The sequence below is a fragment of the Pseudomonas sp. L13 genome, from assembly GCF_009935965.1.
Lineage (GTDB): Bacteria > Pseudomonadota > Gammaproteobacteria > Pseudomonadales > Pseudomonadaceae > Aquipseudomonas > Aquipseudomonas lactis.
On the sequence record NZ_QODJ01000048.1, the window covers coordinates 1 to 23,396 of the forward strand.

The following is a 23,396-nucleotide window of genomic DNA, read 5'->3' on the forward strand; positions in this document are numbered from 1 at the left end:
CGGCCAGCGTGGTTTAACGGGGCGCCTAAGATCAAAAGCAGATCAAGAGCGGCTCGCTTCGCATCGTGGTTACCGTTGAGCGCTACAGAGTTGTGTAGATACCTATGCTCATCGCGGGCAAGCCCAGCTCCCACATTAGACTGCTTTCTTTTCAGTTAACACTCGGTCAAGTGTGGGAGCGGGCTTGCCCGCGAAAGCGCCCGCCAAGTCACCACCGCACTTATGTGGTGCAACGCATGCCACATTCAAACGCCAAACCGTCCCCCCGGCGACATAGGCACTGCTTTACGACACAGTTCTGAGGCTTGGCATAGCCACTGCAATACCTTGAATCATTCCAAACGGTTCAGGGAGCGCAGCACAATGAACACACAACTCAAACCCACCTTGGGCACCTTGCATCTATGGGGCATCGCCGTGGGGCTGGTGATCTCCGGCGAATATTTCGGCTGGAGCTATGGCTGGGGCGTCGCCGGTACCCTGGGCTTTCTAGTGACCTCGTTGATGGTCGCCGCGATGTACACCTGCTTTATCTTCAGTTTCACCGAGCTGACCACTGCGATTCCTCACGCTGGTGGGCCGTTTGCCTACAGTCGTCGCGCCTTTGGTGAAAAAGGCGGCTTGATTGCCGGCCTGGCCACCTTGATCGAATTCGTCTTTGCCCCGCCCGCGATTGCCTTGGCCATTGGCGCGTACCTGAACGTGCAGTTCCCGGCACTCGACCCCAAGCACGCCGCCGTCGGCGCCTACATCGTGTTCATGGGCCTGAATATCCTCGGGGTGAAACTCGCCGCCACCTTTGAGCTGGTGGTGTGCGTGCTGGCCGTCGCCGAACTGCTGGTATTCATGGGCGTAGTCGCCCCGGCGTTCAGCTTCAGCCACTTCGCCCTCAACGGCTGGGCCGGTTCCGACACCTTCGGTGCCCCGGCGATTGCCGGGATGTTTGCCGCCATCCCCTTCGCCATCTGGTTCTTCCTCGCCATCGAAGGCGCGGCCATGGCCGCTGAAGAAGCCAAGGACCCCAAGCGCACGATTCCAAAAGCCTATATCAGCGGCATCCTGACCCTGGTGATCCTGGCCATGGGCGTGATGTTCTTCGCTGGCGGCGTAGGCGACTGGCGCACCCTGTCGAACATCAACGACCCATTGCCCCAGGCGATGAAAACCGTGGTGGGCGACAGCTCCGGCTGGTTGCACATGCTGGTATGGATTGGCCTGTTCGGCCTGGTGGCGAGCTTCCACGGCATCATCCTCGGCTACTCGCGCCAGTTCTTCGCCCTGGCCCGCGCCGGTTACCTGCCATCCTTCCTGGCCAAACTCTCACGCTTCCAGACACCGCACCGGGCCATCCTCGCCGGCGGCGTGGTGGGCATCGCCGCCATCTACAGCGACGGCCTGATCAACCTGGGCGGCATGACCCTGACCGCCGCGATGATCACCATGGCGGTGTTCGGTGCCATTGTCATGTACATCATGAGCATGCTCAGCCTGTTCAAACTGCGTAAGACCGAGCCACTGCTGGAACGCACCTTCCGCGCGCCGGGCTACCCCATCGTGCCGGGTATCGCACTGGTACTGGCGGTGGTGTGCCTGGTGGCAATGGCTTGGTTTAATGCCTTGATCGGGCTGATCTTCCTGGGCTTCATGGCGGTGGGTTTCATCTACTTCCAGATGACCGCACAAGACCGCGTCGATGCACCGGCAGATGCGATGTTGACCGGACAATAGCGCCTATGAGGCAGAACGGGCCTACACTGAACTACTCAGAAAGCCCGTCACTCAAAGCAGTGATTACCGTGGGAAAATTCTCCCACGAACCTCTGCCTCAAGGAGCGTCTTATGCCGTGGTATGCATGGTTGATTATGGTAGTAGCGATCGGATCGATCGTCGGTGGCCTGATGATGCTGCGTGACAGCGCCAACAAGGTGGAACTCACCGACGAACAACGTAAACGCGTAGCCGAGCGCAATGCCCAGGCTGATGCCAAGGATGCGCAAGACAGATAAATCGCGTGTAACCCCGTGGCGAGGGAGCTTGCTCCCGCTGGGCTGCGAAGCAGCCCCCTACTCCCATTCCGCCTTGGCAATATGCAACCCATGTTGCCCCTTATAGGCCGCACGCTCAGGCTGGCTCCAGCCATTGAGCAACTCGTCCTCCAGCCTATAGATCTCAACCCCCAACGGACGACACACCGTCAACGGGTCCTGCGCCTCCGGCCCCCACATCGGCAACGACAAATCCCCGCCAGGGCACGTCGACAATGCACACAGCAGATCAATCTCGGCAAAGAACTCCAGGTAATCGCCCTTTTGCGCCGGACAGGCCTTCATGAAGTACATGTCATCGTGATTGAGCCCAGTGCACTGGAAAATATTCAACACATCATGCACATCGAATTCCGTCAGCCCATGGGGCAATACCGCACGGGTCAAGTTCGAATGGCAATGGTGATGAAAGTCCTCCCCCGTCAGCATACGGTTCACATAGGGATCGCACCGCGTCCCCAGCAAATCGTGCAAACGCCCACCGTGTTCATCAATGCCGTAGCTGGCCAGGCTGTCATCGGTAATAGTGACCAAGGGCCTTAGAAAAGGCAGGTTCGACCACAGCCGATCATGGGTGCTGACATGGGCGCCTTGAAGCTGCCGAGTGCGCGCGGCCCACAAACGTTCGCGCGGGTCGTTGGCGTTCCAGACATTAAAGTCCCCCACCTGCGGCCCCACAGGTGTGGTCACACGGAACACATGCCCGGCCGGCACCTTCCATGCCCGCCCCGTTCGAATCGGCACCTCAAACTGTTCGATCAACGTACGCTGGCTTTTCTGATCACGAATACGCTCATAGAACGCCGTATCCACCTGCAACGCCGAACCTTTGCTGACCTGATACGCGGCGGGATAGTCTTTGTACATGGGGCACTCCTCCATCAAGGGTGATCAAACAAGGCGAGAGAAAGGTGTTCCGAGTCATCCAGGTACAGACTCATCGCCTCGCTGGCGGCCTGGGTTTGGTTGCGGGTTAGCAATGTGTATATCTCATGGTCACGCTCCAGCCAGGGTGACTGGAACCGCTGCTCATCCGGCGCGGCGCAGAACGCCAGACGCAACTGGGCTATTACCTGGGCGAAGAACTCGTCGAACAACGGGCTGCCCATCAACGCGACGATCTGCTGGTGAAACATAAGACTGTAAGTGGCCACGGCTCGCCAGTCTTCGCGCTCCCGGGCCAGGGTGGTGGCGTCGATGGCGTTTTGCATACGGCCTGATTGAGCGTCCGTCAGCGGGCCGCTTTGGGCTATGGCCTGCAATTCCAGGGTGCGACGGACGGCGAAAAGGTCGCGCACCTCTGCTCGCTCCAAGCGCCGAACCATTACGCCCTTGTTGCGGATATAGCGAGTCAGCCCCTCCTGGCCCAGACGATGCAGCGCCTCGCGAATCGTATTGCGGGATGCGTTGTAGGCTTTGACCAGGTCGGTCTCGATCAGCGGCATGCCTGGCAACAGCCGGCCGCCGATGATGTCGGCGCGCAGTTCCAGGGCGATCTGGTCGGCTAAAGATAAAGTGAGTGGCATTGTTTCCTCGAGATCGTTGAACAATCACTGAGGAAGAGGTAACCACGTTTCGTGCCAATGCTGCGTCAGTGAGGAAATCGCAAGGTCCGTTAGTTAAAGGAAAGGCCGGTCTATGACCGGCCCTCCGCGCTGTTTTCACACCCTCAATTAATAACCAGCCTGTCGCGATTCTTTTCCAGCAATGCCTTGCCGATGCCTTTCACTTCCAGCAACTCATCCACCGCCGCGAACGGGCCGTTGCTCTCGCGATAGGCGATGATTGCCTTCGCCTTGGAAGCACCAATGCCGAACAGATCGCGACGCAGGGTTTCGGCGTCGGCGGCGTTAAGGTTGACCTTGGTGGATTGCTCGGTCTTGGCCATTTGGGTGGAGATGGGGGCTGGGGGTTCCGGCTTGATGGACGGCGCAGCGGTGGTGGCGACGGAGAGGCTGGTGAGGAAGGCGAAGATGAGGGATGAGAGGTAGAGGTTTTGCATTGGTGACGCTCCATGACATCGGTAAGAGAGAAAAGCAGCTTTTCCGAAGCTGCTTTTCTACGTTAGGCGATGGGTGGAGGGTGTCAAAAAAGAGGGTATTACAAGGTATGAACACACGCCGACGCAGCATTTCGGCGCCTATGTCAGATCAGCAAGCGCCACACCTTATCCAAAGATGACTGGCGACTTTCAGCGAGCGTCGGAAAATCTGTATCATGCCAAGACAAAACCCAGTAAACGAGAGAGCCCATGGATTTGCAATCGAAGACTGTAAAACTGCGACTGATTGAGGAACAGGATGCTGAGTTCGTTCTGAAACTTCGCCTCGATGATAGATACAATCAGTTCCTTTCCTCAGTAAACCCGAGTGTTGAAGCTCAAAAAGAGTGGATCAAACAATATAAAAACGATGAAGTTGAAGGTATTCAGTATTATTTTATTATCGAACGGCTTGATGGCACTCCATGTGGTACCGTTAGAATCTACGATTTGAAAGAAGACTCATTCTGCTGGGGAAGCTGGATATTAAACGAGGACAAGACGAGATACGCAGCACTAGAAAGCGCATTTTTGGTTTACCAGTTTGCTTTTGAGCACCTGGATTTTGCAAAATCACATTTTGACGTGCGAAAGGGTAACGACCGAGTGATCTCATTCCATGAAAAGATGGGGGCTGTTAAAACAGGGGAAACAGAGCTAAACCTTCTATTCGAAATTACGAAAGAAGCTGTTGCCCAGACTAAGACAAGGCTTATGAGTAAGCTGATTTAGCTCCCCAACCTTTCCTCGGATCAACTTCACCAAGCCCAAGGCATCGAATGCAATGGGCTCATTCGAGCTTTTGATAAGGAAACGCACAAGATGATCAAGGGAAAAACCTGAAAGACGGTCCATCACGATTTCACCAGAGAAGACTCTGGGAATGTTTCGAAATATTCGCGCTGAACTAATAGAATGCTCAGTTACGTACGCCCGCCTATTCAGGACCTTGATAGTGAGCAAAATTGCAACATTACGCAGCAGCATACTGCGGTTTTTATGTGAAGGTTTAGTCTACCTTTTATTATCAACTCTAATAGTATGTCTGATAGAGTATTGCGCGGGACTGAATGTACTGACAATGAGCTTCCTGCAAGTCTCTACAACAGAGGCCGCTGTGACTGTGCTAGTCATGGCAAGTGTTTTTATTGTTTTTGATACGCTTCTACAAAGACGATACTTCTCAATTCTACCAATTAGCCTTCCTTTGTTACTTATCGCTCTGATCAGCCGACAGAAACTTAGCTATTTGTCAGAGCCACTATATCCATGGGATTTTATTTTTGCAGATCAGGTTTACAAACTACTGCCTGAGCTCGTCAATGAAAAATCATATCTCGCATTCAGCGGGCTCGCAATTGGTTTAATACTTGCAGCGCTGACGCTCTGGATTATAAGCGTTCTCTATAAAAAGCAGCGGTGTAAGTCTCCCGGACGGCCTGTAGTTATTTCAAGTCTCTTGACATTGCTAGCTATACTATTTTGCGCAAATACCACGATAGGACAGAGATGGGTACAGGAAGTACTCAAAATTCAGGCCATGCCTTGGGTTCAAGTTGAAAATTACAGGCAGAATGGTTTCCTTTTAGCCTTTGCAATGAATATGGAGTCAGCGTTAATAGCCCATCCAAAGATGCCCGTCGAAACCGCATTAGCGAATAATCACGCACTGTTTGTTGAGCAGGACGAAGAACTGGCAACTGATAAAGGCCAGAAACCAGATATCATCATCATCATGAGCGAAGCCTTCTGGGATCCAACTCGTCTACCAAGTGTCCACTCAACACCAGACCCAATGCCTACTATACGTGCACTCTCTTCGGGCGATATTTTTTCGCCTAGCCAAGGGGGCAATACTGCAAACGTCGAATTCGAATTACTCACGGGCTTCTCGAACGCATTCCTTCCATCAGGTTCCGTACCTTATCAACAATACATACACGGAAATATACCTTCGATAATTTGGACATTAAAATCGCACGGATATAAAACGATAGCCATACACCCTTACTATAAGAATTTCTGGAACCGCGAGAATGTTTATAAATATTTAGGATTTGAGCATTTCATGGGGCTCGAAGATATGCCTGGACTTGAAAACCGCGGCCCGTTTGTTAGTGATAGTGCGCTGATGACCAAGTTATATGAGACCCTGGAAACAACGAACCAACCAACGGCAATGTTCGTAGTTACTATGCAAAACCATGGGCCTTATGAAAAGAACAGATATAACCAGCCAGTTATCACTGCTGGGATAGAAAAAGAAATTAAGGAATATGACGCAGTACAAACTTATAGCCAAGGCATCTACGATTCAAATAATGCCCTAACATCACTGATGGGAAAACTCAGTTTGCGAGCACGACCAAGTTTATTGATTTTCTTTGGCGACCACACGCCATACTTAGGACCAAACTTGGCAGCGTATAGAGAGTCCGGACTTATCAAAAGTTCGACTTCCGACCCATTGACCATAAGTGAATATGCGCACCTCCGGAAAACACCACTAGTCGTTTGGTCTTCAATCACTGGCGCGAAAGGCCCGCAAACGAGCAGCGTACTAAGTCCGAGCATGCTCCCGAGCCTAATAACAAAAGAACTGGGCATCCAACATCCATTTTACTCCGGTGTTCTCAGGAAAATTAGTGAGGAGCTGCCCGTAGTGGATCGCCGTACGCTGCTAAATAAGAATGGTCAATGGGTCGAAAATTGGCGCGGGCACGAAAACCGATCGTTACTGGAATATCATTCGATTCAATATGACATGATGTTCGGCACCCAAAAAAGTCAGCATGATTTCTTTAGAGACCTGCCGGATAAAAAATAATGAATTTTAAGTAGAAATACCGAACTGAAACAGGCTAATAGTCTACAGGACCTAGAAAAAACAAGAACAATTATCAAGAACCTGAAAAGAGACCTATCGGCACACATGCGAAAAGTGCCGATAGTTTTGTTGATAACGTAGACCTAAGGCTCCAAGCGGCGCTGCTGATAGACCCAATCAACTATTTCACTATCAGGCGAGTAGCCACTAACCGTGTCCCTTAATAGCTCACGAACCTTGGAATAGTCATCGACATCTAAAGCAGCAAGAAGGCCCGCGAGCTTGAGTTTCAGAACTTCCCACGTCAAGAAATCCTCGTTTGCACTCATAATCATCGGATGTTGAGTTGCAACTACGTTATCTCCTATCAGCAACTCTTCATACAGTTTTTCACCTGGGCGCAATCCAGTAAACTCAACAGCGATATCTCCATGAGGATTTTTTTCTGAACGAACACTAAGTCCTGACAAATGAATCATTTTCTCCGCTAATTCAACGATTTTTACAGGTTCTCCCATATCCAATACAAATACGTCCCCCCCTTGGCCCATTGAGCCAGCCTGGATTACAAGCTGAGCTGCTTCGGGAATCGTCATGAAATAACGCGTAATTTTTGGGTGCGTAACAGTTAGGGGACCTCCTGATTTTATCTGTCGATGGAACAGTGGAATCACGGATCCCGAAGAACCTAGTACGTTGCCGAAACGCACCATCGTGAAGCGTGTTTTATTAACTTGAGGCAAATTTGAATCATCGTCAAATAGGATCGGTGCGACCTCACGACTTAACGCTTGCAACGTCAACTCTGCCAGCCGCTTGGTACTTCCCATTACATTCGTGGGACGAACTGCTTTATCTGTCGATATCAATACGAAATTACTAACACCTGCCTGTATCGCAGCCTGCGCTGTATTTAGCGTACCAATAACATTATTAAATACACCTTCAGCAATATTGTGCTCAACCATTGGTACATGCTTATAAGCTGCAGCGTGATAAACAGTATCAACGCGCCATGTATTAAACACATCAAGTAATTTTTTCTGATTTCGAACGGACCCTAGAATAGGCAAGAGCCGCACAGGTAAAGATTCGCGAGTTATCCGTTGTTCAAGCTCGGATAAAATACTATAAAGATTATATTCACTATGCTCGAATAAAAGTAATAGCTTAGGGCGCAGCGACAAGATCTGTCGGCAGAGTTCAGAACCTATGGAGCCGCCCGCTCCCGTCACCAGGACACTCTGATCTCTAATGCAGCGCTCTAACAAATCACTCTGAGCGGGAACCGCATCACGCCCCAGCAGATCAGCAATGTCGACCTCCTGAATATCATCTACTTTCACCCGTCCACTAGCAAGATCCATAAATCCCGGAATACTGCGTACATGGATTGGGAAGCTTTCCAACAACCCCAAAATTTCGCGCCGACGCCCACGAGATGACGAGGGTATTGCAAGTAGGATTTCCTGAGCCCCTGTCGTTTCCAGCATTCGTTGAATGTTCTTGGGCTTAAAGACTTGCAAACCCGAAATAACGCGATCAGCGATGCTGCCATCATCATCAATAAAAGCAACTGGCCTCATGACTCTTCCCATTCGCAGGGCCGCAACGAGCTGATTTCCGGCAGCCCCGGCACCGTAAATAGCGACTTTGGGCAGACCATCATCGCGGCTGGTAAACGGCATGTGCTGTGCAGCAGCAAACCAATCGCCGAGAAAATACTGGCGCATCGCCAGCCTCAAACCGCCGACCATGATTAGGCTGAGCCACCAATAGTTAAAAATGATGGATCGTGGGACGATATTCTGATGGTTGCTATACCAGTAAACGACAACTCCAAGTACAAGCGAAGACAAGCTTACGGCCTTGATAATGGCGATCAGTGCATCATTCCCAAAATAACGCATTACCGCACGATACATTCCGAACCGTATGAATAGGGGAATTGCAATCACAGGAGCTGTGAGGAAGAGCCAGATATGCTGAGAGAAAGGGTTGATCATGTCATCTACACCCAATCGAACGACGAATGCCATCCATAGGGCCGCCCACACCAGAACGACGTCTGCGGATACTTGAATCAGACGCTTTTGCCGGCGAGGTAGTCCCAAAAGAAATACACGCAACCTATTCATAAAAATCTCCGTGCCTGTGGCTTGATCGAAAGCCAACTCCAATGGCACATTTTAGTAGTAGAATTAAGAATAACATAGCAAAAGCTGAGGTCTCGACAGAGGCCGGCCCGCTCATAACTTATCTACCGTTGCTTCGCTCTTTGCATGACGCGTTACCGAGGAATAAACCGCGCGCGTCATGAATTTGGAAAGCCATTGACTAAGTCTAACCTCGATGTACTCATGACTCACCGCCGACAGTGCAAAAACAATCATTATAAGAAACGCGAGATAACCAATTGATTGAGTATAATCTGACATACCATGCTGATTAAGTATGCGGGTGACAGTGAGACCGACAGTTGTATGCAAAATATAAATCGAAAATGAAATTTTCCCGACCCACATCAAAAAAGGCCCTGGGCGCCAGCCACATCCTGACTTTTCTGCCACAACAAACGCCGCGACCAACGAGACAGCTCCCATCCCCATACCAGTGATTCCCGGTTTCGCCGAGAAACTACTTAGATACTGCCACAGCGCAAATGTCACCAACAAACCGGCGATAACAAGCCCAACTTCTTTGCAGATGAATGTCTTCGACATAAAAAACTTTCCCAGCACCATGCCTGCAAAGAACTCAGGGATGCAGGGATGAATAGCCTGATTCAAGATAGGAAGTATTAGCGAGGACTCTCCAACCCAATCCGCAAATCCCGAAAGCTGACTCTGCAAAATTACGGTGCCTGCAATCCATACGCCAGCAACATACCAACGGAGCTTGTCGAAAAACAATGAAAGTGCAAATATCAAGTAAAAGTACATCTCAATATTTAAGGTCCACCCCACATCCAGCGTTGGTGCAGGCGTAACTGGATAAAATATGAGGCTAGGCAACAACTTCTTGTACTCCTCACTGGTGAACCATCCAAGCGATAATAGAAACACTACATAAAGCAGCGTGCCTACTGCATATAATGGCCAAATCCTGGCGAACCGTTTCACCAAAAATAAAATAGCACTGAGGGCTCCACCAGGCTTATCGCCAGTAGAGTAAATCATAATAAATCCGCTGATGACGAAAAATATGTCGACGCCGGAAAAACCATTAGCGAAAAATATATTCAGCGCTGATGCCTCAAACTCGCCTTTAACCGAAGATCGAAAATGCCAGACAAGAACCATTAAAGCCGCAATCGCCCTTAGTGCCTGTATAAAATTAACTTGAGGTTTATCCATTATAAGATTCGCCACTACATGCCCCTTGAATAACGTCCGTTCAAGTAGGCTGCGTCATTAACAAGGCTTTAAGCCAAAAATAAAACCGCGAGCCATCTATACCACCGGCCCAGCGAACCGCCATAGCAACTTTTAGAGCTTATGTCCCTTGAGAAAATCCTGGGCGGTGTTGGCCAAGCCCTCCTCAACTGAACAAACAGGAACCCAGTTCAGTAATTGCCGGTTTTTTTCTATATCTACCTGCAAAAACCCGCACAGGCGCTGAGAAATACCTGACTTACCTAGAATGGAAGCTGCAAATTTCAAAATCGACGCCGGTACCGGTATCAAGCGAACAGAGACGCCCAGTGCCCTCCCCATCTTTCGAAGCAGCTCCGTAGTCGATAAATCTTGGCCATCACTGATAAGAAAAGTCTGATTAGCTGCATCAGGATGCTTTGCACAGACACCGATAAAATCTACTAGGTTGTAAATGGATACAAGGCTGCGTTTATTGTTGATTGCTCCCAATGGCAGCGGAACCCCTTTGAATAGCCAATTCATCATATTGTAAAAATTTGCCCTAACCCGAGGCCCATATACAAGCACCGGTCGAACAATAACGACTTCCATACCTGTATTTACACTCAACGCTTGAAGTGCCCGCTCTGCCTCAAGTTTTGAAATACCATAGGGATCTCGGGGAGCAGGTGCATCATCGGCCTTATAGGGGACACCTGGAAGAGTTTCCTCACCGTTGACCTTGATCGAGCTTACGAAAACAAAACGTTTTACCCCAACGGCTGCTGCTGCCTCGGCGAGAGCCAAGGTGCCGTGGACGTTGATCTTACGGTATTCCTCAAGGGGATCAGTGCAACTGTCACTCATAACATGGACGCGCGCCGCCGTATGAATAATAACTTCAGCATCACCAATCAAGGCGGGCCAGTCGGTTACTTTTTCCAAGCTGTCAACTTGTTCAAAATGAACTCCTGCCGGGAGCGCCTTACTAGGGGTGCGAGAAACCACCCTCAGTTCGTTTTCTGGCGATTTAAGGAGATGAGTCACCAACTGTGACCCGACAAAGCCTAGACCAGTCAAAAATATTTTCATGCTCAAATATTCTCCTTTGCATAGCTATCCATAAAGCGTTGCACAACGCTTTCTCTTGAGTAGTAATCAGCCAGGTCGATAGTAGGGCGCGTTTTTTCTGAAATTTCAGAAAATGGGCTTGCGTCCCTAACCGGATTTGAATAGTCAATAAAATATTCAATTCCTGCCTCCTTTAACAAGTCGACAGTTGCACCTTCATTACTAAAATTAAAGACTGATTTATTGTAACTAAGGTACTGTACAACTTTTGAAGACAGAAAAGGGTTAGGTTTAAAATTAGCATCTACATTAATTAAACCTTCAAACTGATTTACTACAAGGCTATTTATTAATGCAATTGGCATGAATGGCCAAATATAAAAATTCTTTACACCTTCTTTCTCGGCGGCTTTAGTCAGATTTTCAAGCCCTTTCTCGCGCATCCAGCGGTAAGCAAAACCATTTTTTTCAAACAAAATATTTCTGACACCTCCGAATACATGAAGGGCGACATCATCTCTACCAGAGAAAAATTCGAGCATGGCGTCAGGTTTGCGCTCGCCATAAAAGGACCCAATAAACGCGACGTTTTGCTTATGCTTGCCCGCAGTAGAAACCACGCTCGCATAACATTGGCTAACCGGCGTAGGATACCCAACCAACTCCTCGGCAGTCAGTAACTTCTGAGTTCTATCAACGCTGCTGACGATCGGGTTAGGTAGTACACAAAACCTTGACACATCAAAACCAGCATCACGATAAAGTTCAATGCTCCGTTGGTTAGTCTGGGTTACGATATTTCCTCCAGCTATTAGTTTTCGCTCGAGATTAACCAGATTTTTTTTGCGCAAACTTGTCAGCAGACCACCTGAGTAATACGGATTTACCGATCCAACATCACCAAAAGAGCAAACACATTGCTTGCCGAATTTATTATTGACAAATAGCGCCAGCCGATGAAGGGAAACTGGATCGCTTCGGATAAAAACCACATCATATTCATTGATGTCCATGCCTCCTACCAAGTTGCAGCAGTAGTCATAAAAGCCACCGCCTTCGAAGCCAGTGATTTTTTTGTACAGCTTATTTACTACAAAATTTTCTTTGGCATTATAGGAAAAATATTGATTAAGCCCTTCGATATTATCCGGCAAATAAGGGGAAATCAGGTCCACTTTGCAGCCGTTTCTTATAAATCCCTCCAAAAGAGCTCGAGATACGATCCCCTCCGGGCTATTTTTTAAAGAAATCTCAGTCCCCACAAATAAAATACGCAAATTCGACCTCACTTTCTTTTTAGAACAGAAAAAATATATCTAGACATAAAAAACTTTCTATGAGATTTTTTGATCTCTTTAAATCTGAAATTTGAATTTTGCGCCATCACCACAAGCTGCTCAGCAACCCGGGCGAGATCGTGATTTTGCAGCACATAACTCTTGCAGGACTCTCCGTAGCGACTCTCTAGATATCCGGCTTCCACCAACTCTTCGAACTTTTTCACACCTTGGGTGGCAGAAAACGCGCCGAGATCGAACTCTACGGTCTCCGATAATGGCATGTAGGAGCGCTCCGCTCCAACTGCTTCATAGGTCGGCATGACTATCAATGAAGGCACACCGATTGCGCCGCTTTCCAAGATGGAAGTGCCCATGCTGAATACAGCATCGGCCGTAGTTGCTAACAACTCATGCAGTGTAGCGTTATCCACATACCCATACTTTTTTATCTTGCAATATTCAGCAGTAAGGATTTTGTCTTCTGAATCCCCGCTGCCTACTATATGCAAGATTACATCGACAGTTTGCCTTCGACTCCAAGTGTCCAGATCTAGAATGACGCGATTTAATGCGCCAATTTTAAAATCGACAAGCCTGCCGATCCAGAAAAAATTTAGCGATTCCCGCTCAACGTTATTTTGAACTCTAATGTCAGAAATCACGGGCGACGGTATAGGTAAAAAATGCTTTGCTACCTGCCCTTTTATAAATTTCTGACCGAAACTGTAATTTTCCCGATCCATAAACAATAACGCATTCTGGTCGGACGCAGACTTAAACAAAGAACGTGCATATTTAATCTGCGATCTAAGCAATACGAAATCTATAATTTTTTTAAGAAAACTCGAAGCTTCCAGTTTTTTATAAAAAGCGAAAGGCAAAATCGGAATGCAATTATAAGGGTGAATGGACCAAAAAATAACCTTGCTACCCTCGTCCATCAACACATTACGTAAAGCCTCATACGCCATATTCGGCGGCAGCACAAAGACGTCGCAAGTCGCAGTGAATTTTTCGCGAATACTTGAAATAGCTATGACGTCCTGCGCCGGCACGCCCAACTGTGAAAAAGCACCGTTAGCATAGTCCACAACCTTGCAGTTGTGGCCTTGCTCCCTGTAAAGCTCGTACAGCCTGAAAAAAAGATGTTCTGCCCCCCCAACAATTTTACTGGGATTATAAAAAATAAAATTCATAAGGGCGCCTCAGCTTTTTGAAAAAACTTATAGATTGCGACAAACACGAAAAACTGGATCGGGTTGACGTATTGAGACTGATAGAAAAAGAAAATAAATATCAGCGCCAAGCAAACAAAAAATAACAAATACTTTTGCATACTAATTACTTTCAAAGCAACATAGACAGGGAACAAAAGCAAAGGTATCGCGAAAACTCCAAACATATAGACAACGTAAGGAAAAAGCGCTTGTGGCTTCAATACAACACCTTCTGAATGCAATCCGCCAATCACTTCATGCTCATAGAGTATAGGCCCAAGCCCATATTTGTTGAGTATCGAGGGTAGTGCGTCATTAAAGGAAAGCTCAGGAAAATAGAAAAACCGCTGGAGGCCATCTAATATGGCACTCCCATTCAAAATAAAGCGAGTACTGGCACTTGGATAGTTTAACGACCATTGTAAAAGCCCCACCTCACCGGAGAACATAGAAGCCACCAATGGGATTAGCTCGGTTGACACTCGATCAACAGCGAAGAAAAATAGTACACCGCCCATCAGGGCGAACGCTCCTACGACAATTTTCTTGTATACCTTTCCCAAAGAAATATCGACAGCCAAAACCAAAACAAAGAATAGAAACCCCATTAACGAATAAGTACTAAGCAGTAAAATCAGTAATGTCCATTGCATAAGCCGTGAATTGAAAACTCCCTTATTCAGTCCCAACGTGTATACCAAGGCGACATAGAACAAATAAGTAGCGGCATAGGAGGGTTCACTTGCAAGGTATGATATACCTCGCCCTCCCTCTAACGTCGTATAACGTCCAAAATAACTGGCCAACCAAGAAGTCAAATTTAACGATGCCATTAATGCGATAAATAAATGAATCGCTACAAATAATCTGTAAAAGCCTTTGCTCCCAAAACCAATCCATGGATAGGCAAGCACCACCAACGTTAGCACCAAGATTAATTTTGACAATTCCGACAAAAATTCAGGGTTAAAATCTGAAAAATATGCAATTGCTAACAGGAGGCCCGAGAAATAGAACAACATCCAGGTGTAGATATTTATCAATAGGCGCCCGGTCAGCAAACATACCGCACCCAAGGCCAATAACAATAACGGCTGAGTTTCAGAAACCCCTGGCAAAATAGGGAAAAAGACCATCGAAATCGAAAACAAAAAAAAGTTTTGTATTCTAGTATCACGTTCGAATTGATTTCTGTTGTGATGGTCCACTGCACGCCCTTTCTAAAAATCTAAACCTAAACATAGGAAGTTTAGGTTTTAATTAGAGATAATTTCTCTACACTTTACGATTTATTAAAAATCATCTTCAAGGTTTCAACTATACGACGTGAGGCATTACCATCACCATAAGGGTTATGGGCGAATGACATTTTATCGTAGGCAGACTGGCTATTCAGAAGCTCATCAACCTCTGCGATCATCGTCTGTACATCGGTGCCTACGAGTTTGACCGTGCCAGCCTTAAGTGCTTCTGGTCTTTCTGTGGTATCCCGCATAACCAAAACTGGCTTACCCAGAGAAGGAGCCTCCTCCTGAATCCCACCTGAGTCAGTAAGGATGAGATATGATTTCTCCATGAGATATACAAAAGGCAGATAATCTAATGGTTCAATCAAATACACATTCTTTATATCTTTTAATACCCTATTCACTGGCTCGCGCACATTAGGGTTCATGTGCATTGGATAAATAATATCGACATCCTTATGAGTATTTGCAATATGAGCCAGTGCTTCGCAGATACGCTCAAATCCGTCGCCAAAGCTCTCGCGACGATGCCCTGTTACCAATACAATGCGTCGCTCGGTAGAAATAAATGAACTCGGCTTAGATGCGCTTTTTCTGAGCTGCTCATCCGTTTTCAAACGATCGATAACCATCATGAGTGCGTCAATAACGGTATTACCCGTTACAAGCACATTTTTTTCTGAAACCCCTTCTCTCAATAAATTGGCCTGAGAAGTCTGCGTTGGCGCAAAATGAAGATTGGCCAGTGCGCCAGTCAACTTACGGTTACCCTCTTCTGGCCACGGGGAGTAAATATCCCCCGTTCGCAGACCTGCCTCCACATGTGCCACCGGTATTCTGTGATAGTAAGCAGCAAGACTGGCAGCGAAGGTAGTTGCCGTATCGCCGTGAACCAGAACTACGTCAGGTACAAATTCGGCAAAAACACTTCTTAAACCTTCAAGAATTCTGACGGTTACATCAGTCAAGTCTTGCGAAGGTTTCATAATATTTAAATCGAAGTCAGGCACAAGTTCAAAAAGGTTAAGAACCTGATCCAACATTTCCCTATGCTGCCCAGTCACGCAAATCTTTGCGTCAACGCTAGGATCGTTACCCAAAGCAATCGCTACGGGTGCCATTTTAATAGCTTCCGGTCGGGTACCAAAAACGCACAAAGTCTTCAACATAACGTTACCTCTGAGCTTTTAAAAATCTATAGGTATAAGCGGCCATTACCACCCAATACAAGGCGTAATTAATGACATAGGCAATAACGACACCTTGAACTCCAAAGTACTCCGTCAACGACCATACCAGGCCCACAAAACTGATGGAGAAAGTAATCTCAGCAACGATATAAAATTTATACATCGCCTTACTTAAAACAAAATAGGCTAATATCCATCCACCAATTTTTAACACATCACCGAACATCTGCCATGCAAATAACTCACGCATTGGTGAGAACTCGCGAGTAAACAGGAGTTCGATCACAAAGTCACGCATAAGGTATAATATAACGCCCCCCACTATCGTAAGCGGCATAATCACTTTATAACCAAGCGATAATTCCTTAATGGTTTCTTTAACATCCGTGAGCTCGGATAATCGGGGCAGATAATAAACACTTAACGTCGTGGTGACCAACATAAGGTAGGCCGCGCTTAAACGTGAAATCGCCTCCCAATAACCTGCGACAGACCAACCAAAATTTGCCCCTAAATGATCACGCACTAGGATCAAGCTGAGAGGGACACAAACGGCTGAGGTCAATGCCATTGCTGCGTACTTTGAAAGGTTTATTGCTGAGTCGCGATCAATACGACCTATAAAATGCTGCATTTGGAACCAATGCAGTTTTCTGCAAATTAACAACGTCACAAAAAATGAAAGAGACTGATAAATCGCAAGCGCAACAAGCGCACCGTATAATCCAAGTTGTTGCGCCATGACAGCAGTGATGACCAAGGCAAATAAACTGCCTGAAATATTGGCGGCCACATACCGTGGTATTTCTTTCTTCCCATTCAGCACAGCCAGAAGTAATGTATTAAAACTGAAAAACACCAGACCTACGGCAAACCAGATAAAAACACCTCCTAACGAGGTGTCCTTTAAGAACCAACCTGCCAAGGGCTTATTAAATAAAGCAACTAATGCGCCCGACGAAACCGAACCAATCAATGCAAGCGTGCCTGCGGTTCGCCAGATCGTACGCTGTTTTGCTTCATCGTCATGATATTCAGCAGTATACTTTGTAACCCCCGTATTGATAGAAGCACTTGCAAATGTGGTTATCATCTGTATCGCATTTTGAAACTGACCTAACGCGGCATAACCTGACGGACCTACATACACAGCAAGTACTTTATTAATACCCAAGAGCGTAAGCATCTTCATGAGTACCGCAATACTATTGAGCGCACTTGTCTTCAGCAAGTTCATAAGAGTTACTTAACTCTTGCCTACGAAGCGGTTACATACTTGCGCAACATATAACGCCTCTTCCACGGACAACGTAGGTCCCATAGGCAGACTCAGAACCTGCTCGTGCATTCTTTCAGTCACAGGAAGCTCAAGGCTTTTTAAGGTTGGGTACGCATCCTGTTTGTGAGGTGGTATAGGATAATGAATTAGCGTTTGAACACCATTATCCATTAAAAACTTTTGTAGTGCCTGCCGGTGCGAGCTACGAATGACAAATAGGTGCCACACATGCTGTGCTGAACTAATAGCTAGTGGGAGTTTGATTGTGTCGTTCTTAATATTCCCAAGGTAAATATTTGCAATTTTTTGGCGATGGGTCGTTTGGCCATCCAGAACTTCGAGTTTCACGCTCAGAATAGCCGCTTGGATTTCATCCAGCCGGCTGTTCACACCTTGGTATATATTTTTGTACTTTTCATGAGAGCCGTAATTACGCAGCGCCTTTAATACTTCATACAACTCTGGATCGTTGGTCGTGATTGCACCAGCATCACCCAGCGCTCCTAGATTTTTTCCTGGATAAAAACTGAACCCTGAAGCATCTCCCCAGCTTCCAGATTTGCGTCCATCAATTTGCGCGCCATGAGATTGAGCGGAATCTTCCAATACCAGTAAGTTATGCTCAGAAGCAATTGCCATAAGTTCCGGCATATCTGCAAGTTGGCCGTATAAGTGAACAGGCAGCATTACTCGCGTTCGGGGAGTAATGGCGCGCTTGACGTTTTCAGGGCATAGATTGAAAGTCTCGTCATTCGGTTCTACCAATACGGGAACCAAGTCGTTCTCTGTTACGGCCAAGATACTGGCAATATAAGTGTTGGCAGGAACAATGACCTCGTCCCCCGACTTCAACTTACCCATAGTTTTCCATGCACGCAGCGTAAGAGTCAGTGCGTCCAAGCCATTTGCCACTCCGAGGCAAAATTTAGTACCGCAGTATTCCGCAAATTTCCGCTCGAACTCGCTGAGCTTTTGTCCCTGGATATACCAACCAGAATCCAAGACATCCGTCATCGCTTGAATTAGCTTCTCACGGCAATCCTGATTTATCGCCTTAAGATCCAGAAAAGGGACGTTCATATGTAAATCCTTTAGAATATTTTGATTTGTCGGAGCAAGCGACATCTATTATTGCACCTATAAAAGGCCACGAAAATAGCATTGTGCGGCGCTTACTCACGCGGGCTTTCCAGTTCGCCAGCATGAAATCTGAACGCCAGCAAAACCAGAGGCAGGTATGCCAACGCGGTCATTGATAGCCCTTCAACGTCATAAATCACACAAATAAAAGCAAGTGGTGCAAGCCAGAATACGTTAATCGCTAACACCGCCAACGTGACAATCCTATGACTACGATAATGACGTGAGGCAAATTGATATGCATGGCTTCGATGCGCTTCATAGACTTTGTCACCTCTTGCCAGCCTCCTGATAAGTGTGAAGGTAGCATCTACAATGAAAACCCCCATTAAAATCAACCACCCCCAAAGCATCGAAGAGGAAACCCATGCGGCTTGCAGCGACAAAATGCCTAGCACGACCCCAAGGAATCCGCTGCCTGCATCGCCCATAAAAATTCGGGCTGGGGGGAAGTTCCACACCAGGAAGCCAATCACAGCAATTGCAAGCGCGCTGCAGACAACCGCTGAACTACTGGAACCGACGACGCAGTACAAGCCAACCCCTCCGAGGCATGCGCACATGGCCTGGACACTTGCAATTCCATCGATTCCATCCATGAAGTTGAACAGATTCAACATCCAAACAAGATACAGCGCACCTAACAGGTACCCGATCATGCCAAGGTTGAAGGTAATACTGAAGATGGTAACAGGAGGCATCCCATCTAGCCAAAACAGGGCCCAGAGTGCGGAAAAGAAATGACCAACGAGTCGCCATCTTGCGGGAATATGTCCGTGATCGTCTAAGAAGCCAATGATCGCAACGACAGCACCAGCGCCCGCAAGAGAAATTGCAAATTCTGAAGATATCAGCGCTCCGGACCAGATGCCTCCTAATGCAGCTAAGAAGGTAACAACGATCGCCACACCACCGCCTCGCGGGGTAGGGACCTTATGCGAGCTTCGATCATTAGGTACATCTATAATGCTGCGCGCAATGGCGTATTTACGTAACAATGCAGTCAAAAAAAATGACGAAAAAAATATTGCTACCCCATACAACCAAAAATAACTCTGCATAATTACCTGTACCGTCGAAATATATAACTAAATAATCACAGAGATGACAACGCTGATGACTAAATCCTTGACAGCTTGCCTTTTCTACGCGTTTACGGCAGAGATCTTTGGGCCATCATAAAAACCTCCTTATTCTCAAGCCATTTCATTCAAAGCAATGCCTTAAAGTCATCATAATTTCTTATATAATCAGACTCATCATAGTAGTCGTCTGCCAGCACTAACAAAACGCAGTCGTCACTAAACTCATGCATTTCATGCCATATCATCTTTCCAATTAAAATAGCTTTATCTGGTGAGTCCAGTAAAAATTCTTTTTGCTCTCGGCCATCATCCATTAACATCCGGCACGATCCCGATACACAAACAGCAACTTGCTCTAGTTGCTTATGGGCATGAAAACCACGAGACACACCTGGCTTTGTACCTGTCAGGTAATAAACTCTTTTTATACTGAAAGGTAGGTTTTTTTCGCCTTCCAGTACAACTAGCTGCCCTCTTTCATCACCTAAAACTTTCAGATTGAAAGTATCTACAACGCTCATTTTACATCCTTAATATTGTGCGCCCCTGAGAAGCTATACCCAGCTTCGCTAAGCTATACCTACAGCTGCCAAGGAAACTGAGAAATGCCACCCTATTGCCATCACCCACCGCGCCTCACCCACTCTGCGACGCCGAGCCCCACAAAAAACACTCATTTAAATTCGGCAGTATACGACTCTCTGAACAGGCTCCGTGAACGATTTTTTATGCGAACAACCGAGTCATCTTAACATCACCCTGCATAGCTTCAGGAGGAGTACCCTTGGCAGATTGAGCGCTTGAAGGATCAGCGCATACTCCGCTCAATTGGTAGAGCCTGATTAACACTGAAAAGCAGGCCCGATCCAATCAGCCCACTTTACACGGAGGTAGGGAAATGGTCTTTTGGGACGAAGACGTCGAGCGAGAAGCGCTTGAGACAGAGAGAAACTCAGAGCGCACCTTGATAAAATAACGCACCAGGAAGATCCCAATACCCAGCAGCAACCCCAAAAACAAGCCTAAAGCTATTACTAAAATCTTATTTGGCTTCACTGGCCCCAGAGGCTCCAATGCCTGCCGGTCGATCGTCACAAGATTGACCTTGCTCATATCAATGTTCAGGTTTCGCAGCCGTGCAACTTCTGAACGCAATGGCTGAACGCCACTAAGGAAAAGATCCTCTTGTTCGCGACGGTTTAATATTTCGATTTCGCGATTCGAACGCAACAACTGCATTTCTCTGGCGATCTGAGCAATGCGAGCCTCGGTAAAGTCGTCAGTGTTCCGATTCGCCAAAGCAGTTCGCTCAGCCTCCAGGGCATCGCTCCCCATGAAGTACAACGGAATTTGCTGATTGTTAATTTCCGTTCTCATGACCCGGCCTGAATCAGCATTATCGGAATCACCTAGAGAGGATGGCGTGGTAGGCTTACGAATCCCTAGAGATTTTGAAATTGAGATTGCCTCATTTAATTGCGCCATTCGATCAGACCGAAGCGTTTTAAGCTGTGCACGCAGTGCTTTTAACTCATCTTGTAGATTTGATCTTTTGAGGTTATCGGACTCTACCAGAGAAGCAATTCTAAGCGCTTTATCAGCCTCGTAGCTTGCCCGGGCGGCTGCCAACTTACCGTCTATTTCACGAAGGCGATTATTAATAATTACACTTACATCTGCGGCAATTTGCTCACGTTCACTAGCAATGGCGTATTTCACAAACTCATTAAGTATGGACACACCGTCTACGCCTGCCGGGTAATTCATCTCGAGCTTTATATAAGCACTCATGACACTTGCTTTAGCATCAGGAAGTACGAGATTAATTGAGTTCCGGTTGAACTCCTCAAAGCTCTGCTCCAGAGTCCTACCCGGGCGCTCGAAGCGTTTGAACAAGGCCTGGTGGGTACGAAAGAAATTTAGCCGAGTGTCATAGGATTCTAAAGCCGCACCCACCTTTATCAGAGCATCCGCAGGTGGTAACTGATAGACTTCGGACCTATTTAATGCATCCAATTCGTTAATCGCCACCGGCCGCAGCACACTGCTGACCTGATACTCAGGGGTTGAAAAAAAAGCATAGACAGCCGCAATCAAACCGACACAGAGAATCGTAATCAAAAACAGCTTTTTTTGCTGCAAGGCAGACTGCACAAGCGAGAAAACGTCGAGTTCGCGATACGACTGGACGGAGGGGACACGGAAGCTACTACTCACAACAAAAACCTGCCTTCAAAGAGAAACTGCGGGCTCGTTATGCAGACAAATTTGCTTATTTTTTATTTTAGTTCTATGACCGCCAAAACCCAGCGTCTCTGCCAAATCTTGAGCGCACAAAATGCCTGTTATCGAGAACAGATTCCATTTTGCCATCTCTCTGGCATATTACAAGTCTTAACATGTATGTCGGACGATTCTGAAATCTTCAGAGAACCATCCTAACCAGAGACGCTAGCCAGCAAGAAGGCTCAAAGCGTTCGATACGATAAAGTTTCTGACAAACGGCACTAATACCATCCCCACGCATCACATTTGACCACCGAGACGAGACCTCAGACAACCGCCTTACCCCGACGCCTACGCACAACCACCCCCAACACCGGCCCAACCACCATCCCCACAATCAAAGCCACCACCACAAACACCGCCACCGGCATCTGCGCAGTGCTCCACCCCAGGAACGACAGCGACACGCCCTGCTGGTTCTCCAGCACAAACGCCAAAACCACCAACGCTGCAAGCACTGCAATCAATACTGCAACAACGCGCTTAACCCCACGCATACCCTTCTCCTTCCCCAAAAACACTCAGACGCCTTCTTCCTCTTCTTCGTTCACCCGATCGCGCAATTCCTTGCCCGGTTTGAAGTGGGGAACGAATTTGCCGTCGAGGCTGACGGATTGGCCGGTTTTTGGGTTGCGGCCTACGCGTGGTGCGCGGTAGTGCAGGGAGAAGCTGCCGAAGCCGCGGATTTCGATGCGATCTCCGGTGGCCAGACATTGGGACATTTGCTCAAGCATGGTCTTGATAGCCAGCTCCACATCCTTGGATGAGAGCAGCCCTTGATGGGTGACAATTCGTTCGATCAACTCCGACTTCGTCATATTTTTCCCTTCTTTTTCAAGCAGCTAGGAAAAGCGCTCCGAAGGTTTTAGCATGAGTTGATGAATTTGAACAGCCCATGTGTCAACTTATCTGAGGCTGAATAAACACGTTCAGCAAGCAGCCAACCCCTTACTTACAGATCACCAACATGGTCCGCGTCACCGCGCCAGCAGGGTTCCAGCCGAACAGGTAGTCGCCCTCTTCGTCCTCTGCATCGCTGGAGCGGGTTATGACCTTGTAGCCCTGCATCTTGCACTCACGGGCAGCGCGCTTTTCGCACTTTTCCCACTTGTTGCCCAGGCCAGAGCAGTCGACCTCGATGCCGCTGACGCCGCGCTTCGCGTGTGTCTTGGCACTGGTGGAGGAGCAGCCTGCAAGCACCAGCAAGGCGAGTATTACGATAATTCTGTTCATTCAAACCCTTATTGAGTCAGCAACGCGAAATAGCCGTTTTCAAGACTATAGTCAGTTCTGACATTGGGCTGAATGCCTTGGTTCGGTGCAGTTGCTTC

22 protein-coding genes are annotated in these 23,396 nt (G+C 47.6%); 4 read left to right on the plus strand and 18 right to left on the minus strand.

Annotated features, from left to right (window positions below):
* Positions 1-363: 363 nt before the first annotated feature.
* Positions 364-1,728: an ethanolamine permease gene (gene eat / locus DK871_RS21100; protein ID WP_034135140.1), complete on the plus strand. Its 1,365-nt coding sequence runs from the start codon at positions 364-366 to the stop codon at positions 1,726-1,728.
* 111 nt (positions 1,729-1,839) lie between these two features.
* The gene (locus DK871_RS21105) at positions 1,840-2,007 is read left to right on the plus strand and encodes a DUF2897 family protein (protein ID WP_003172675.1); all 168 of its coding nucleotides are present in this window, start codon (positions 1,840-1,842) and stop codon (positions 2,005-2,007) included.
* 57 nt (positions 2,008-2,064) lie between these two features.
* Here DK871_RS21105 and DK871_RS21110 read toward each other — a convergent pair whose 3' ends face one another.
* From DK871_RS21110 to DK871_RS21120, 3 genes are all read right to left on the minus strand, one after another.
* Complete coding sequence (locus DK871_RS21110) at positions 2,065-2,913, minus strand: DUF1989 domain-containing protein (RefSeq protein ID WP_161906488.1); 849 nt, start codon at positions 2,911-2,913, stop codon at positions 2,065-2,067.
* A gap of 14 nt (positions 2,914-2,927) precedes the next feature.
* Positions 2,928-3,572 carry a GntR family transcriptional regulator gene (locus DK871_RS21115; protein WP_161906489.1) on the minus strand — a complete coding sequence of 215 codons (645 nt, stop codon included), beginning with the start codon at positions 3,570-3,572 and terminating at the stop codon, positions 2,928-2,930.
* 143 nt (positions 3,573-3,715) lie between these two features.
* Positions 3,716-4,048, minus strand: coding sequence for a ComEA family DNA-binding protein (locus tag DK871_RS21120; protein ID WP_161906490.1), 333 nt, complete (start codon positions 4,046-4,048; stop codon positions 3,716-3,718).
* Between the two features lie 249 nt (positions 4,049-4,297).
* Between DK871_RS21120 and DK871_RS21125 the strand changes: the two genes are divergently transcribed.
* Entirely contained in the window at positions 4,298-4,819 is a 522-nt protein-coding gene (locus DK871_RS21125) for a GNAT family N-acetyltransferase (RefSeq protein ID WP_161906491.1), read from the plus strand.
* A 349-nt stretch (positions 4,820-5,168) separates the two neighbouring features.
* Entirely contained in the window at positions 5,169-6,914 is a 1,746-nt protein-coding gene (locus tag DK871_RS21130; RefSeq protein ID WP_161906492.1) for an LTA synthase family protein, read from the plus strand.
* A 143-nt stretch (positions 6,915-7,057) separates the two neighbouring features.
* On the opposite strand, the gene DK871_RS21135 is transcribed toward DK871_RS21130, so the two are convergent.
* The 15 genes from DK871_RS21135 to DK871_RS21205 form a co-directional block, all read right to left on the minus strand.
* Positions 7,058-9,052 carry a nucleoside-diphosphate sugar epimerase/dehydratase gene (locus DK871_RS21135; protein ID WP_161906493.1) on the minus strand — a complete coding sequence of 665 codons (1,995 nt, stop codon included), beginning with the start codon at positions 9,050-9,052 and terminating at the stop codon, positions 7,058-7,060.
* A gap of 111 nt (positions 9,053-9,163) precedes the next feature.
* Complete coding sequence (locus tag DK871_RS21140) at positions 9,164-10,270, minus strand: acyltransferase (protein WP_161906494.1); 1,107 nt, start codon at positions 10,268-10,270, stop codon at positions 9,164-9,166.
* A gap of 132 nt (positions 10,271-10,402) precedes the next feature.
* Positions 10,403-11,362, minus strand: coding sequence for an SDR family oxidoreductase (locus DK871_RS21145; RefSeq protein ID WP_161906495.1), 960 nt, complete (start codon positions 11,360-11,362; stop codon positions 10,403-10,405).
* Positions 11,363-11,364: 2 nt separating this feature from the next.
* Positions 11,365-12,618: a glycosyltransferase family 4 protein gene (locus DK871_RS21150; protein ID WP_161906496.1), complete on the minus strand. Its 1,254-nt coding sequence runs from the start codon at positions 12,616-12,618 to the stop codon at positions 11,365-11,367.
* An 8-nt stretch (positions 12,619-12,626) separates the two neighbouring features.
* Complete coding sequence (locus DK871_RS21155) at positions 12,627-13,817, minus strand: glycosyltransferase family 4 protein (RefSeq protein ID WP_161906497.1); 1,191 nt, start codon at positions 13,815-13,817, stop codon at positions 12,627-12,629.
* Positions 13,814-15,046 carry a hypothetical protein gene (locus tag DK871_RS21160; RefSeq protein WP_161906498.1) on the minus strand — a complete coding sequence of 411 codons (1,233 nt, stop codon included), beginning with the start codon at positions 15,044-15,046 and terminating at the stop codon, positions 13,814-13,816. The genes DK871_RS21155 and DK871_RS21160 overlap by 4 nt, the downstream gene beginning before the upstream one ends.
* Before the next feature lie 74 nt (positions 15,047-15,120).
* Entirely contained in the window at positions 15,121-16,254 is a 1,134-nt protein-coding gene (gene wecB, locus DK871_RS21165; protein WP_161906499.1) for a non-hydrolyzing UDP-N-acetylglucosamine 2-epimerase, read from the minus strand.
* Positions 16,255-16,258: 4 nt separating this feature from the next.
* On the minus strand, positions 16,259-17,512 hold the full coding sequence (locus tag DK871_RS21170) for an O-antigen translocase (protein WP_161906500.1): 1,254 nt from the start codon (positions 17,510-17,512) through the stop codon (positions 16,259-16,261).
* 9 nt (positions 17,513-17,521) lie between these two features.
* Positions 17,522-18,634: a DegT/DnrJ/EryC1/StrS aminotransferase family protein gene (locus DK871_RS21175; RefSeq protein ID WP_161906501.1), complete on the minus strand. Its 1,113-nt coding sequence runs from the start codon at positions 18,632-18,634 to the stop codon at positions 17,522-17,524.
* A gap of 92 nt (positions 18,635-18,726) precedes the next feature.
* The gene (locus tag DK871_RS21180) at positions 18,727-19,755 is read right to left on the minus strand and encodes a glycosyltransferase family 4 protein (RefSeq protein WP_161906502.1); all 1,029 of its coding nucleotides are present in this window, start codon (positions 19,753-19,755) and stop codon (positions 18,727-18,729) included.
* Positions 19,756-19,904: 149 nt separating this feature from the next.
* Entirely contained in the window at positions 19,905-20,300 is a 396-nt protein-coding gene (locus DK871_RS21185) for an FdtA/QdtA family cupin domain-containing protein (RefSeq protein WP_161906503.1), read from the minus strand.
* A gap of 349 nt (positions 20,301-20,649) precedes the next feature.
* Positions 20,650-21,996, minus strand: coding sequence for a GNVR domain-containing protein (locus tag DK871_RS21190; protein WP_161906504.1), 1,347 nt, complete (start codon positions 21,994-21,996; stop codon positions 20,650-20,652).
* Positions 21,997-22,331: 335 nt separating this feature from the next.
* Positions 22,332-22,562 (minus strand): lipopolysaccharide assembly protein LapA domain-containing protein, encoded by a 231-nt coding sequence (locus DK871_RS21195; protein WP_161906505.1) that lies wholly within the window; start codon positions 22,560-22,562, stop codon positions 22,332-22,334.
* Between the two features lie 24 nt (positions 22,563-22,586).
* Complete coding sequence (ihfB, locus tag DK871_RS21200; RefSeq protein ID WP_003189779.1) at positions 22,587-22,883, minus strand: integration host factor subunit beta; 297 nt, start codon at positions 22,881-22,883, stop codon at positions 22,587-22,589.
* A 130-nt stretch (positions 22,884-23,013) separates the two neighbouring features.
* Positions 23,014-23,298, minus strand: coding sequence for a hypothetical protein (locus DK871_RS21205; RefSeq protein ID WP_014717621.1), 285 nt, complete (start codon positions 23,296-23,298; stop codon positions 23,014-23,016).
* Positions 23,299-23,396 lie beyond the last annotated feature (98 nt).